General features: G+C 33.0%; 15 protein-coding genes. 3 read left to right on the top strand and 12 right to left on the bottom strand.

Annotated features, from left to right (window positions below; translation table 11 throughout):
- Nucleotides 1-59: 59 nt before the first annotated feature.
- Nucleotides 60-710, bottom strand: a complete 651-nt coding sequence (locus tag CD036_RS04120) for a ribonuclease FAU-1 family protein (protein WP_021459167.1) — start codon at nucleotides 708-710, stop codon at nucleotides 60-62.
- A 194-nt stretch (nucleotides 711-904) separates the two neighbouring features.
- Between CD036_RS04120 and CD036_RS04115 the strand changes: the two genes are divergently transcribed.
- Entirely contained in the window at nucleotides 905-2,014 is a 1,110-nt protein-coding gene (locus CD036_RS04115; protein ID WP_103388047.1) for a 5-methyltetrahydropteroyltriglutamate--homocysteine S-methyltransferase, read from the top strand.
- 257 nt (nucleotides 2,015-2,271) lie between these two features.
- On the opposite strand, the gene CD036_RS04110 is transcribed toward CD036_RS04115, so the two are convergent.
- The 3 genes from CD036_RS04110 to CD036_RS04100 form a co-directional block, all read right to left on the bottom strand.
- The gene (locus CD036_RS04110) at nucleotides 2,272-2,766 is read right to left on the bottom strand and encodes a cupin domain-containing protein (RefSeq protein WP_103388046.1); all 495 of its coding nucleotides are present in this window, start codon (nucleotides 2,764-2,766) and stop codon (nucleotides 2,272-2,274) included.
- Nucleotides 2,767-2,769: 3 nt separating this feature from the next.
- Nucleotides 2,770-3,483 carry a YebC/PmpR family DNA-binding transcriptional regulator gene (locus CD036_RS04105; protein WP_002508947.1) on the bottom strand — a complete coding sequence of 238 codons (714 nt, stop codon included), beginning with the start codon at nucleotides 3,481-3,483 and terminating at the stop codon, nucleotides 2,770-2,772.
- Between the two features lie 177 nt (nucleotides 3,484-3,660).
- Complete coding sequence (locus tag CD036_RS04100; protein ID WP_002508948.1) at nucleotides 3,661-4,320, bottom strand: Bax inhibitor-1/YccA family protein; 660 nt, start codon at nucleotides 4,318-4,320, stop codon at nucleotides 3,661-3,663.
- Nucleotides 4,321-4,672: 352 nt separating this feature from the next.
- Here CD036_RS04100 and CD036_RS04095 point away from each other — a divergent pair, with 352 nt between their 5' ends.
- Nucleotides 4,673-5,482 carry a LysM peptidoglycan-binding domain-containing protein gene (locus CD036_RS04095; RefSeq protein WP_002508949.1) on the top strand — a complete coding sequence of 270 codons (810 nt, stop codon included), beginning with the start codon at nucleotides 4,673-4,675 and terminating at the stop codon, nucleotides 5,480-5,482.
- Between the two features lie 552 nt (nucleotides 5,483-6,034).
- Here the strand turns inward: CD036_RS04095 and CD036_RS04090 are convergent.
- The 5 genes from CD036_RS04090 to CD036_RS04070 form a co-directional block, all read right to left on the bottom strand.
- Entirely contained in the window at nucleotides 6,035-7,039 is a 1,005-nt protein-coding gene (locus CD036_RS04090) for an inorganic phosphate transporter (RefSeq protein ID WP_002508950.1), read from the bottom strand.
- A 13-nt stretch (nucleotides 7,040-7,052) separates the two neighbouring features.
- Nucleotides 7,053-7,670, bottom strand: a complete 618-nt coding sequence (locus CD036_RS04085; RefSeq protein ID WP_002508951.1) for a DUF47 domain-containing protein — start codon at nucleotides 7,668-7,670, stop codon at nucleotides 7,053-7,055.
- A gap of 399 nt (nucleotides 7,671-8,069) precedes the next feature.
- A complete protein-coding gene (locus CD036_RS04080) occupies nucleotides 8,070-9,101 on the bottom strand; it encodes a sensor histidine kinase (protein ID WP_002508952.1) in 1,032 nt (343 codons plus the stop codon).
- Nucleotides 9,094-9,768 (bottom strand): response regulator transcription factor, encoded by a 675-nt coding sequence (locus CD036_RS04075; protein WP_002508953.1) that lies wholly within the window; start codon nucleotides 9,766-9,768, stop codon nucleotides 9,094-9,096. The genes CD036_RS04080 and CD036_RS04075 overlap by 8 nt, the downstream gene beginning before the upstream one ends.
- A gap of 18 nt (nucleotides 9,769-9,786) precedes the next feature.
- Complete coding sequence (locus CD036_RS04070; RefSeq protein ID WP_103388045.1) at nucleotides 9,787-10,704, bottom strand: Rossmann-fold NAD(P)-binding domain-containing protein; 918 nt, start codon at nucleotides 10,702-10,704, stop codon at nucleotides 9,787-9,789.
- A 116-nt stretch (nucleotides 10,705-10,820) separates the two neighbouring features.
- Between CD036_RS04070 and CD036_RS04065 the strand changes: the two genes are divergently transcribed.
- Nucleotides 10,821-11,327, top strand: a complete 507-nt coding sequence (locus CD036_RS04065) for a GNAT family N-acetyltransferase (protein ID WP_002508955.1) — start codon at nucleotides 10,821-10,823, stop codon at nucleotides 11,325-11,327.
- Between the two features lie 90 nt (nucleotides 11,328-11,417).
- Here CD036_RS04065 and CD036_RS04060 read toward each other — a convergent pair whose 3' ends face one another.
- The 3 genes from CD036_RS04060 to CD036_RS04050 all read right to left on the bottom strand — a co-directional run bounded on the left by CD036_RS04060 (nucleotide 11,418) and on the right by CD036_RS04050 (nucleotide 14,464).
- Nucleotides 11,418-12,449 (bottom strand): alpha/beta hydrolase, encoded by a 1,032-nt coding sequence (locus tag CD036_RS04060; protein WP_002508956.1) that lies wholly within the window; start codon nucleotides 12,447-12,449, stop codon nucleotides 11,418-11,420.
- A gap of 146 nt (nucleotides 12,450-12,595) precedes the next feature.
- Nucleotides 12,596-13,663 carry a YkvI family membrane protein gene (locus CD036_RS04055; RefSeq protein ID WP_103388044.1) on the bottom strand — a complete coding sequence of 356 codons (1,068 nt, stop codon included), beginning with the start codon at nucleotides 13,661-13,663 and terminating at the stop codon, nucleotides 12,596-12,598.
- A 297-nt stretch (nucleotides 13,664-13,960) separates the two neighbouring features.
- Nucleotides 13,961-14,464, bottom strand: coding sequence for a hypothetical protein (locus CD036_RS04050; RefSeq protein WP_021459169.1), 504 nt, complete (start codon nucleotides 14,462-14,464; stop codon nucleotides 13,961-13,963).
- Nucleotides 14,465-14,482: the final 18 nt, after the last annotated feature.

The following is a 14,482-nucleotide window of genomic DNA, read 5'->3' as shown; positions in this document are numbered from 1 at the left end:
CTACTTATCATGCATTAGTTTACACGCAATTTATTATATTCGAACTGGATATTATTGAATCATTTTTTTAAGTCGTGATTAGATTCAGACTTTTGCTGTGATACACGCTGCACTTTTTGCTTAGTATGTTGCTGTTTAACATGATGCTTCCCTTGCTTATGCCCTTTATTATATTTAGGCTTATTTTTGATTTTGTGGTAACAATACATAATTTTTTCCTGCATTTTGGGAAAATCTGCATCAATTTTCAACATAAGTTGATGTGCAATAACATATGCCTCATGATATTGTTTACGAGAAATCTGCTTTTGATCTAATGCACGCTTTAAATCATCTTCATCTACCAATTCATATTCACCATTTGGCAATACTAGAACATCCAAACACAAATCTAGCGTGCGTGCATTACCTTTTTGTGTAATGTTTTTAATATTGACGTCAAAATAATATTCCAATGGATTACCTTTATCATCTATCATAACCGTAATACTATAGCGTTTCTTTTCAGGTAATATTTGTAGCCATTGGTAATTATCGTCTGCAACTATTATATTTTTGCCAACTACCGTAACTTCTAATGGCTCTTTTACTTTTTTCATAGTAACTAAGCCAATTATGCCTTTAAATTTGTTATTGTTTACTTTTACTTCAGCATATTCTCTTTCTACGATTCGACGCCAGTGACGTTTATCGATATATTTTACTTTCACTGTCACCAACTCCTTGCTTTTTATTATATAAAAATGGTGGCTTAATGTCATCTATCCAATTTGTAATAATTCCAGTTTAATTTATTCCCATTGTACTATATTTTTTACTTTTAAGCCTTTTTTGACAATTCCGACTAAATTTGTTATATTTAGATATATTTTCTGAAAATTCTAAACATAACGGAGGTAGCAAAATGGCAAAATTAACAAGACCATTTAGAGCAGATCATGTAGGGAGTTTATTACGCCCTCAAAAGCTAAAAGAAGCCAGAGCTGCTTTTGAACAAAATGAAATTGATGCAGATGAACTTAAAAAAGTAGAAGATACAGAGATTGAACGTATTATCGAAAAGCAACTTGAATTAGGCTTACATAGTATTACAGATGGAGAATTCCGCAGAAGTTGGTGGCATTTTGACTTCTTAGAAAATTTAGAAGGTGTTGAAGGCTATACGCCAGAGCATGGCTTAACTTTTGAAGGCGTTGAAACACGTAGTCACAATGTACGGATAAGTGATAAGGTAGCATTTAATCCTAACCACCCACATTTTGATCATTTCAAATTCTTAGTCGATAAAGTAGACGATAGAGCAATTGCTAAAGTGTCAATTCCAAGTCCAAACCAATTGTTCCATCCTAATATTTTAAACGAAACACTTTATCCAGATATTAATGATTTTGCAAAAGATGTATCCAAAGCATATCATGACACGTTACAACATTTTTATGACTTAGGAGCACGCTACATCCAATTGGATGATGTGTATTGGGCTAACTTAACTTCCGGAACGCAAAAAACACGTGGTCGTGATCGTTCCGAAGAGGAAAAAGAACGTGCTCGTCAATTAGCATATGTTGTTGTGAATGAAGCTATACAAGGCTTACCAGATGATTTACTAATTACAACGCACATTTGCCGTGGTAATTATCAATCAACATGGGCAATTTCTGGTGGCTATGAACCAATCGCTCCTTATTTATTCAAAGAAAACCTAGGCGGCTTTTTCTTAGAATATGACGATCATCGTTCAGGTGATTTCGAGCCTTTACGTTATTTCCCAGAAAATAGTTCAGCAGTACTTGGTATTTTCACTTCTAAAACTGGTGAACTTGAAGATAAAGCTACTATTAAACAACGTATTGAAGAAGCAAAGCAATATATTAATGAAGACCAAATTTGTTTGAGTCCTCAATGTGGTTTTGCATCAACAGAAGAAGGCAACAAATTAACTGAAGAAGAACAATGGCAAAAACTGGCATTTGTCGTTGAAGTTGCAAATGAAGTTTTCGACACTGCAAAATAATAAATAAAACATAAATTAATTACTAATACACTCCATTTAGCAGTATGCACTTTAATAATGTACATATTGCTAGCGGGGTGTATTTTTAGTTCGCAACATAAACAACCGCTTCATTTTCCACATTAATATAGCTACGTAAAAAATCAGCTACAATGACATAGTGATATGTCTACTGTAGCTGATTTTCTACTCTTCAATTATAAAAGTGATAGGTATATCATATTATCAAACTTTTCACCTTATGTTGGCACTAGTAATTAGTTTTTGTCGTTTACTGATAAAGCATAACGTTCATTTATTTGTTGTAAGTGCGGATATAATTGATTTAATTGTTGTGTTGAAAACAACTCGAAATGATTAAAATCAAATCCTGGCTGACACATACAACCTACTAATGCATAACCTGTATCTTCTGCTAACGATGAAGCAAATATTGTCCCTTTGGGTACTACATATTGTAATACTTCTCCCTTTGCAACATCTTTGCCTAATCGTATGCACTCGTATGTACCACTAGGATAAATCATATGAATTAACAATGTTTGTCCAGCATGGTGATACCATATTTCGTCAGCATCAATACGATGAAAATGTGAAATATTGTCATGTGTTAATAAGAAATAGATACTGGAGTAAGCATTTCGTGAATCTGCTGACTCTTGCTGACCTGTAATAATTTCCTTATAAAATCCACCTTCAGGATGTGGTTGCAACTGTAATTGTTCAATCCATTGTTTAATAATATTGTTCATTTATTACAAATCCACATTGTGAAACACATTCTGAACATCTTCTAAATCTTCAAGTGCTTCTACTAATTTTTCAAACTCAACTTGATCATCTGAAGATAACGCAATATCACTTTGTGGTAACATTTCAAACTCAGCAATAGTAAAAGTTGTTACACCTAAAGCCTTTAATGCATCTTGCACTTGTGCAAATTGATCTGGTTCTGCATAGACGATAACCATGTCGCCTTCTTCTTGTACATCACGTACGTCAATATCTTGTTCCATCAAACCTTCTAAAATGTCATCAGCTGTATGTCCTTCAAATCCAAAAACAGCTGTGTGTTCGAACATATAAGCTACTGAACCTGAAACACCCATGTTACCACCGTTTTTACCGAAGGCAGCACGTACATCTGATGCAGTACGATTAACATTATTTGTTAATGCATCGACAATTAGCATCGAACCATTAGGTCCGAAGCCTTCATATCTCAAATGATCATAGTTTTCTTCTCCAGCACCTTTAGCTTTTTCTATGGCTTTTTCAATAATGTGGTTAGGTACAGAGTAAGTCTTAGCACGTTCTAACGTTAAACGTAAATTTTGGTTAGATTCTGGATCTGGTTCACCCGACTTCGCTGCTACATAAATTTCTTTACCGAATTTTGCATATATTCGACTAGTATTTTTATCTTTTTGGGCTTTCTTTTCTTTAATATTATTCCATTTACGACCCATAATTTCATCTCACTTTCTCATATCACTTAATAACCAGTTAATATTATAGCGCAAATTATTAATTTTATATAGTTGGACATACGTATCCGACTTAAAAAATTGACAGTTGCCCGTTTAATTATATTATTCTATTAAAAAACGTTGTAACTACCAGTACTGGCAATTACAACGTCTACTCTATTTTCTAGCTTTGTTAGCAAGGCGTAAAACATATTTGATAATATGCAACAGATTAAGGAACAATTTGAAGCCCATTTCTCTTGGTGAAAATCGTCCTCTTTTCATCCTATTAAAATCGTACAATGTATAAAGTAAAAATAATAATAGCCCTACTATAGTAATAATTGTATGAAAGATTGGGTTTTGAATAAACATCCCAATAAGACTAGCCACTACAAGTGCAATCAGCGTAACAAATAAGTATTTGCCCATGCTAGACGCATCTTTAATCATAAAGAAGCCAATAAGTCCAAAAACGATAAAAGCAGCAATGGCTAAAATAACGTTCTTGTAAAACACTTCTGCTCCTAAGTTTTGTAAATAAATTGTGAATGTAGCGTATGATAGTAGTCCTATAGCTAAAGTGTATATATGAGAGATGATTAAACCAGACTTCCGCGCTCTCCCTGACACTAAAGTGAATAATACTAATACTAGCAAGACGATAGATAACGGTTTACGCCAAGACATTGGTAAAAATTGACCAAAATAACATCCTACACCAAATAGCAACCAATAATACATAAAGAACAACCATACTTTACCGTATGCTGTCGCTTGTGTTTTCTTTGATTGTTGTGACTTATGCGGTGTTGATTTTGTTGCTGCTTCAGCCATAGCAATATACCTCCATCTAATTATTATATTAATATAATCTAACATAAATACTACTGTTCTCATAATAAATTTTCTAATTTTTGTTGAATCAAGTTTCTATCTAATATTACTAAATATTACAGTTTTTATAAATCTTTATATGTATATCACTTTTAATTCCCTTTAAATTCGCTTTCAGCAAGCTATACCCTTCACATAATACTCTTTCATCTATGTTACAACTCTATAACAACTACCAAAAAAATAAATAATTTTGTTAGTATGGGGTATGAAATATTTAAATGTGAATCTTGTGTTTACACATGAACACAATTAACTGTCGACATTAAACGACATAAAAGGAGGAGTACTTTTGAAAAAATTAGCATTTGCAGTTACAGCTGCATCAGGGACTGCCGCAGTTTTAGCAAATCATGATGCAGAAGCATCTACGCAGCATACTGTTAAATCTGGTGAGTCTCTTTGGACAATCGCTCAACAATACAATACTTCTGTAGACGAAATCAAACAAAATAATAATATTAGTAATAATATGGTATTTCCAGGACAAGTTATTGAAATTGGTGGAAGTGGCAGCAGTGATAGTAGCCAAAGTTCAAATACTTCTTCGGAAGCTTCTGGTGGCTCAAGCCATACTGTACAATCTGGAGAAACGTTAGCAATCATTGCGAATAAGTACGGCGTTTCTGTTGATGAAATTGTTTCTGCTAATAATTTAAATGGTTATATTATTTATCCAAATCAAACATTACAAATTCCAGGTGGTTCAGACGGCACTGGTGGCGGTGGCGGAAGCACATCTACACCAACTAATACTTCACAAGCTTCAAGCGATCAAAATTTATACGACTGGGGACAATGTACATGGCATGTCTTTAATCGTCGTGCCGAAACTGGACAACCAATTAGTACATATTGGTGGAACGCTAATAATTGGGCATCTGCAGCATCTGCTGACGGATACACTGTAAACAACACTGCAGCTGTTGGTTCAATTATGCAAAACTATGAAGGTCCTATGGGACATGTGGCTTATGTTGAACGCATTAATCCTGATGGCAGTTTGTTAATTTCAGAAATGAATTATAATACACCACCAGGCACAGTGGATTATCGTACAATTCCAGCTTCACAAGTTTCAAGTTACAATTATATTCATTAAGAATAAGCTCAACATACAATAACTAAATAAGTCTGAGACATAACTATCTCTGACAAAAAACAAACGTCAATTTCTATTGAGAAGATATAGAAATTGACGTTTTATTAGTTTTTTGAAATATTTCTATTTATAATTCTTGATTACTATTTGTTTTCAAAGAGCCTTATTTTGAATAACAAAATATAATTTGTACCGGTTTTGTAACGTGCTGACGCCCGGGGTAATAGTATGGTTGAGAGACTACAGGCTCGAACCATCCCCCAGACAAGCATGCACGGTCAAAATCATATAATTTAAATTTATATATTATACTATTGGCAGTGGTTTATTTCGATTCCTGTGGGAAAAGCATTAGCTAAAGACTGCTAGCTGAGGCAGTACTCGCGAAAAGCGTGCACAAAAAAACTGCCAACAAAATCAGAGACTTTATCGACAGTCTAAGAGGACCAATCCATATCAATGATTGGTCCTCTTATTTTGAATTTGGAAATTTATGTCCAACCTTATTTTTATCTAAAAAAGCTGGGGAATAAATTCCTCAGCTCATAATAACTAAATTACAATATTTAATACAAAATATACTAATGCTGCTAGTAATGCAGAAATCGGTAATGTAATTACCCATGTAACAATCATACGTTGTGCTGTATTCCACTTCACACCTTTAATACGATTTGAAGAACCGACACCTAAAATAGATGAAGACACAACATGTGTTGTAGATAGTGGGAAATGTAATGATGATGCTACGAAAATTGTAAGTGCTGAAGACAAGTCAGCCGCTGCCCCATTCGCTGGGCGAATTTTCATAATGTTACCACCAACAGTTTTTATAATTTTCCAACCACCTACTGCTGTACCAAGTCCCATTGCAGCCGCACAAGAAACTTTTACCCATAACTGTGGTTCTACACCACTTGTTTGAACGTTAGCTACAATAAGCGCCAATGTAATAATACCCATAGATTTTTGCGCATCATTCGTACCATGTGAGAATGATTGTAATGATGCCGTGAAAATTTGGAAAAATCTAAAATTACGGTTAGTTTTTGTTAAATTGGCATTCTTGAAAACAACTTTAACTATCGAATAAATGATAAAACCTACCATAAATGCGATAACTGGTGAAACTAATAATACAATTATAATTTTGATAAATCCTTCATAATGCAACACTGCAAATGATCCTTGAGATGCAATTGCTGCACCTGCAATAGAACCAATTAACGCATGTGATGATGAACTAGGTATACCGTAATACCATGTAACCAAATTCCATACTATAGCCGCTAAAATAGCAGCTAACACTACAACTAGCCCATTTTGTAACTTAAACGGATCTACGATATCTTTAGTAATCGTACCTGCAACCCCAGTAAACGTTAACGCACCAATAAAGTTCATAATAGCCGCTAGAAAAATTGCTGTTTTAGGCGTTAATGCACGTGTCGAAACTGCAGTAGCAACAGCATTGGCTGTATCATGGAAACCATTGATAAAGTCAAATATTAGTGAAAAAATTACGATAGCTACTGTGATGATTAAAATATATTCCATAAGTTAGGACTCCTTAGCTATTTTTCATAATTATTGTTTCAAAATTATTTGCCACAACTTGACATTTATCTGCAATTTCTTCCATACTTTCATATATTTCTTTAATTTTAATAAGTGTGATCGGGTCAGTTTCACTATTAAAAATATGTTTAATAGATTGTCTTAAAATACCGTCACAATTAGTTTCGAATTCTTTGATATTAATTGAATGAATACGCATATGTGAAAGTTTCTTTTCTACTAATAAGCCTACTGCTAGTTTCATTTCTGCAATGGCTTTTTGTATATTATCTGCAAATTCCGCCATATATTCGTCGGTATATTCGATTGAATACATTTCAAACATACCTGATGTTTCTTCTATAGCATCTAACACATCGTCAATCGCATTACATAAAGAAAGAATGTCTTCACGTTCAATTGGCGTAATGAATGTTTGGTTTAAATCCGAGATCACTTGATGCATTAATTCATCACCATGTGACTCATAAGTTTTAATATTGTCTGAGTATGCCTTAAGATCCAAATGCGTGTTAAAATCCATTTTACCAAATTCAATCGCTGCTCTATCTAGATTAAATACCATTTCTTCTAGTTGAACCATGAATTTATCTTTTTTCTTATTAAACATTCAAAAAATCCTCCGTATACGATGATTATTTATTATCATCAAAAAATTTTAAAAGTTAAAACTTAGTAGCCAAATAGAAATTTGTAAGATTAACCCCATGTGTTATATTTACGTGCCGTTACCAAAGTATGTAAATTTTTTGTAAATATTTTTAAGTGTTCAAGCTTAAAAAAGCTCACAAATGTCAATTTGCCTTATTTGAAAATAGCACAAAATTTACAATTCCACAATTGAATTTACAAATTCTTAACATTCTAAATAAATATTATATTCCCAACTCATTGATTTATAAGAATTATCATAACGTTCTCGCAAATTATTCAAAAATCAAGTTAAATATATTTTACATTTAATTTTTAACTTATCATTTCATTCATTTAAAAATATATCATAACTATTTTAAATTTTCTGTTCACTCATGCGTTTAATAACAGTATTTTGTTCTGGAAAGATAATCGTTACTGTAGTACCTTGATCAACTACAGAGTCAATTTCTACGTGTAAATTCAATGTATCTTTAATTTGATTGACTAAATACAATCCGAGACCAGTTGCATTTGTAGCATTTTGACGTTGTGTAGACGTAAATCCGCGGTCGAAAACACGTTTAATATCTCTCTGGCTAATACCTATGCCTCGATCTGCAATTTGTAACTGTATTTGGTTAGCTTCTACAGTTGCTGTAATTGAAATTGTACTCTGTTCACTATATTTAATAGCATTAGATAATACTTGTCTAATTAGCATTTTGCACCACTTTGTATCTGTATATACTTTGATCTCTGAATCAACTGTTAGCTCAAAATCAATACCACGTGTTTGACTAATATAGCGTGTTAACTGAATTTCATCAATGATGAGTGGCTTCAATGCGGCATATTCAAAAAATATATCTTTTTGTCTTGAATCTAAGCGTGTTAAATAGAGTTGCATATCTAACATCTCATTAATTCTAGTCCATTCCCGCATTAAAGCAAATTTTTGTGTTGGGTCATCCACTTTATTAATTATTAAATCTAAAGTAGTAACAGGTGTTTTAATGTCGTGAATAAACGTCGTTAAAGATTGTTCGTAGTCTTTAATTTGTTTAGTCTGTTGTGTGACCAACGCCTTCTGATTCGCAATTTTAGTTTGAAAATAATTCACTACTTCTTGTTGAAATGGTGTACTTGCCAAATTTTTATGTACAAGTTCTTCAATTTCTTTATTATTCCTAAGATGCTTAATAAATTTTGCTTCTTTAAAAAAGGAAAATATTATGAATAATGCTGTCAAACCTAAATTTACCCACACAATAAATAAGACACTCGCTACATCTATATTATAATCCAAATAAGCTAATCCTATTAAAATTACATGCAGTAGTATAATCCACAATATCCAACGAACGCGACTTTTTACAAATAGCCCAAATAAAATGATATTATCCATGTGCTAAATAACCTCTGCCAACTTTAGTTTCTATTTGCTCATTCATATCAATATCAGCTAATTTTTTTCGCAATCGATTAACATTCACTGTTAAAGTATTATCACTGACGAATGCCTCATCATCCCATAATGCAGTTATAAGTGTATCGCGTGTCACAATTTGATTTTGTTTACGCACTAACATAGACAATATAATCATTTCTGTTTTAGACAGATAAATCTCAGTATCATGCTGACTAATGCTATCTTTTGTTAAATCAAGCTTGGCTTGTTGCCACATTAAAATACTTTTCTCTGAAATATCAAATTCATAGACTCTTCTATAAATTGCTTGTATTTTAGCGATTAAGACGTTCGTATTAAACGGCTTTTGAATAAAATCATCGGCTCCAAGCTCCATACTCATAACTTGGTCCATTGGGCTATCCTTAGAAGATAAAAATACTATAGGTACATTAGAGTTTTGTCGAATCTTTCTCGTCCAATGAAATCCATCAAATTTTGGTAATTTAATATCCATAATAATAATTTCTGGTTGTACCGCTTCTACAGTAGTCATAACATCGTCAAAATCAGCAATACCTTCTACTTCAAAATCCCATTGTTGGAGCGTTTGACTTAAAGACTCAAACAACGTCTCATCGTCCTCTACTAATAAAATCTTCAACGTCTAATACTCCTTTCTTTATTTAGTGTATTTGATATCTTCACCAGCTTGTATGCGACCTTGGAAATTTTTAATACGACAATCAATTTCAAATCCACGCATCATCAAACTTTGAATAGGTGCTTGGCACAAGTAATAGACTGGCCATACTAATCTAGGTATATAATCAAACAAATGTACCATTACTTCTGTAGTACCTCTAAGTTTACGAAACTCTAATTTCCCTTGCTTTTTGGCATTAGGCTTTACTAAAGTACCACCTACTAAGTGTAACGTAATAATATCATCAGAGGTTTGATGTTTATGAAGCACTAATAGCGGCTTCTGTTTATTTTTCCGATAAATAATATAGTCATCTTTAACTTGATAACTATACATAAACGTACCTCGTGTCTGATTTATCCATGAAATATAATATTGAACCAACTGTTCTAATGTCCAATGCATAGGTAATTGAATACTCATCGCTGACCTAACATCATCATATTTAGAAACTTGTAATTCTACTGCTACTGTTGGCCTTTCAACTCTATGTTCTGTAGTTTCAACTGTTACACCATATGCTGATAACCTCGCTATCGTTTCGTTATCAAATATACTACCTGGAATGTAAATAATTTTTTGTACTTTGTTAGCTGCTGCAGCTCTTCCAAAGTTATCAGAGGCGAGTCTATTCATATCTTTAGCGCTCGCTTGTGTGAGTTTAGCAGAATGTTTTGTAGGGTCAAGATAAAATATTGCTATATCTATGTTCTGCATTGCTGCAACGACATCATGATAATTATAAATATCTTTTTTCAACCACGTTACCTCTTGTATATCTTGCTCTTTCGGGTATTTTGACAGCGTGAATAATTGGGCATCATTTTTTATTGCAGGTATTAGATTTTTCCCAATATAGCCTGTCACACCAGCAAGTAAAACATTTGGTTTCATTAAAACACTCCTTAATAATTGTAATTATTTTGTATATTTTTTGAAAAACTAAAGATTATAATTCTAATTTATATTATAATGAATCTAAACTAAAGAGAAATGAGGTACGTGTAAACATGGCTCATCAAATAAGAGAAATTGGCATTAACGATGTTCAACCGTTTGTCACTTTACTTAAAACTATTTATGATGAATCTGATTATATGCTTTATAATCCAGGTGAATATGCACCATCTACGACAGATGCATTAAGCAAACTAGAGCATTTTATCACGTCACCGACTAATACCATTTTTGTAGCCGAGAATAATGACGAACTTGTTGGCTTCGCTACCGTTACGACAGAGAACTTAGCACGCGCACGTCACGAAGCTCAATTTTCCATGGGTGTCGTTAAATATTATCGCGCCAAGGGACTTGGACAGGCGTTAATAAATGCTGTAGAAGCTTGGTGTCTTAATCATGATATCCGTCGTATTGAAGTGGCAGTTGTCACTGAAAATACTACTGCTTTAGAAATGTTTAAGTCTACTGGTTATCAAATAGAAGGTGAACTAAAAGATAAACTCTTTATAGATGATCGTTATTACAACCAGTATATTTTAGCAAAACTTCTACTCTAAGGGAGATTAGTCAGTGATGCTTACCTATGTGTAGTATACACTAACAAAAGACCAGCTAACACTGATTTAGTTAGCTGGTCTTTTTCTGTCTTAATATGGATTTAAGTCTACACCATTGGGATTACTATCTTCGCTATTCACTTCAGTTTCAACCCCTGATGCGCTCGTATTTCTACTTAGAAATGACAATACCGATTTCATATTTTGTTTAGATTCTGGTAAATCTAAATGGAATTGATATTGATGTCTCAACTTATGGCTACCATCATAAAACAGTTTATCAACAGGAATGTCTTCCTGTTTTAATTTTTTATAGAATTCAATGTTTTGACTGTAAAATGGATCTGCATCACCTACAGATAAAAAAGTCGGTGGATAATCTTCAGTTAATTGGTTAATTGTAGACATTTGAGATAAGTTCTTAAATTGTTGCTCCCACTTACGCTCGCCTGTGTAACTTTCCATAAATAACTGTATCCTTGGGAATTCAGTAGCTTTGACTGTCTTCATATCATAAAAACCACCAAAAAATATAGCTGCTTTTAACTGGTCTGCCTCAAACTGTTGTTTAAATTTCATTTCATCACGTAAACTTTCATTAGTTTGTATTGCTGTATATTGACTAGACATTTGTGCCCCAGCTGAGTCACCACCAAATATGACTTGATCAAAATCGATTGGCAATTCATGTTTATTTCTTTTTATAAATTGAATAGCTTGATCAATTTGATGAAGTTGATTTGGATATTTGTAGTCTGGTGCCAATGCATAATTAATATTAACAACAATATATCCTTGTTCAGCTATTTTTGATAATAAAGGATTTTTATACTGCTTATCACCTGCAATAAAGCCACCACCGTGCATCCAAAATACGATTGGTAATTTATTATCATGATCTAAATCTGTCGGTGTGAGTATATCAAGCCTACTATTAGGCCATCCTTTACTATACGTAATATTAGTAAACGCATTTACATTTTTATTATTAATTTGTACCTTTTCTTTAACTTCTTGTGAATGTTGCTGTTCGAAATGTTTTTTCAACAGCAGGCCAATTACACAGGCCACTATTATAATTACAAGTGTAGTTAAAATCACCCATTTGTGTTTATTTTTCATGTTTGACCTTCCCTTTCGGGTGAATTGTATCACATTTAGTATTTTAGATGTAGTAAAATCAACAATGATTTACAGCCTGCTTTTCACTTCAGTTAACTGTTTTTTGTACTAATAAGCCTGTGCTAAACGCACACTTTATATGCTTTTTACGCAATATATTTTTTGTTTTGTTTTTTACGTATAACGTATTTAATTAACACAGATATTACAACAATTAATCCAATAGCTCCCATAAGTGGATATAAGAAATTAATTAAACCAGCAAAGCCAACAAAGCTTAATCCATATGCTACGAGTACCATAACGATAATGAAAATATGGTATTTTTTACTGTATGGTTCTGTAAAACGTGCAGCAAATGAATACATCAAACCTAAAATAGTATTATACATAACGGCTAACATAATGACAGATAATACAATACCTATCAACGGATGAATTTCATTTGCCAATGTTAATGTAGGAATTGATGCATCTTTAATCATAGGGTACTCTGACTGCAATGCAAAGTTAATCAATGCTAACAGTACAGTGTATACAATACCACCAAATAATGCTCCTCTACCTGAGACACTTCGTTTAGATGCATCTCCGCCAATCGCAACAATTGTACTAAAACCAACTGCAAACGCTAAGCCACCATAATTAATACCATAGAGAATACCTTTCCACAGACTAGCATTTGGTACTGTTTCATTCACTTTATTTAACGGAATGGAACCATTAAATAAATAGAATATCGCGATAATAACTACTAAAATAATTAAAAATGGCGTTACGAAACCAAGTGCACGTACAATCTTGTTAAAGTCCATTAATAAAGTCACATAAATTGCAATGATCATGATTAATGCACCTAACCACGTTGGTATACCATAGCTTTCTTCAAATGTTGATCCTGCACCTGCAATCATTGTTACAGAAATACCAAACAAGAAAAATATAAGTACATAATCAATAAATTTGTTTAGTCCCTTGCCAAATAAATACTCTAACGTAGATTCATGATTTTGAGCGTCAAATGCAGTACCTATCTTGGCAACTTGGCGCCCAATAAATCCTAATATTAATCCTGATAAAATAACACCTATGTAGGACCATAATCCAAATCCCGTGAAGAATTGCATTACCTCTTGTCCTGTTGAAAATCCAGCGCCTACGACTATACCTACGTAGGCAAATCCTATTTTAATGGCTTCTTTGTTAAGCCCCATTAAAAAAATACCTCCTTAAATGTCATATAGTGATATATTATAACGCACTATATTTTTTTTGCAACGCACACAATATTACTTCCCTAAAGTTTTAAACACTAACATTTAATATTGGACGGCTTTAATACACCTGCTATAAATCGCTACAAACGTTGCTGTACTCTACCTCATCAGACATTTAAATTTGTAATACTCGAAGACACATTGCACAATTACTTTACTGACAAAATAAAAATATACGCATGTACCTACTGAAATCGATACGTGCGTATATTTTTATCATCACTATAATATTACTTATTGATCTGCCACTCTCGAACGGTTTAGTTCATTAAAATCAACAACAACGTTATCCATTCTTTTCGCTGTTTCTTTTAAGACATTACGCGCTACACTATTATTGGGATCAAGCTTTAAAATTTTTCTTGAGATATCGAATGCTTCTTTATCAGATATGACTGGTTCAGGTACTGCATGTAATAACAACATTTGTAATAAACTCTTTACTTCTTTACCGTCGGAAAGATTTATGGATGATTCTGCATGATAATACGCTGAATCTAATGCACCTTCTAGGTCACTCAAGGGGTAAACTAAAAGTAAAAACGCTAAATCGTGCATTTCTGGTGTTTCTTCATGTTTCATCATATCTAAAATACAAGTATAAAACATGATACTTTCTACCTCATGAGCACTTGAAATATACGCTTCTTCAAATTCCATAAAATCTGTCTCGGACATTAATCTTCTAACTGACTCGAATTGGCCGCTTAAGACATGTTTCTTTATTAAATCTTGCATGGCAATGTCCTCCTATAC

The organism is Staphylococcus arlettae (assembly GCF_002902345.1).
Classification (GTDB): domain Bacteria; phylum Bacillota; class Bacilli; order Staphylococcales; family Staphylococcaceae; genus Staphylococcus; species Staphylococcus arlettae.
The sequence above is the reverse complement of the archived record's forward strand: the minus strand, read 5'-3'. Positions and strand labels throughout refer to the sequence as shown.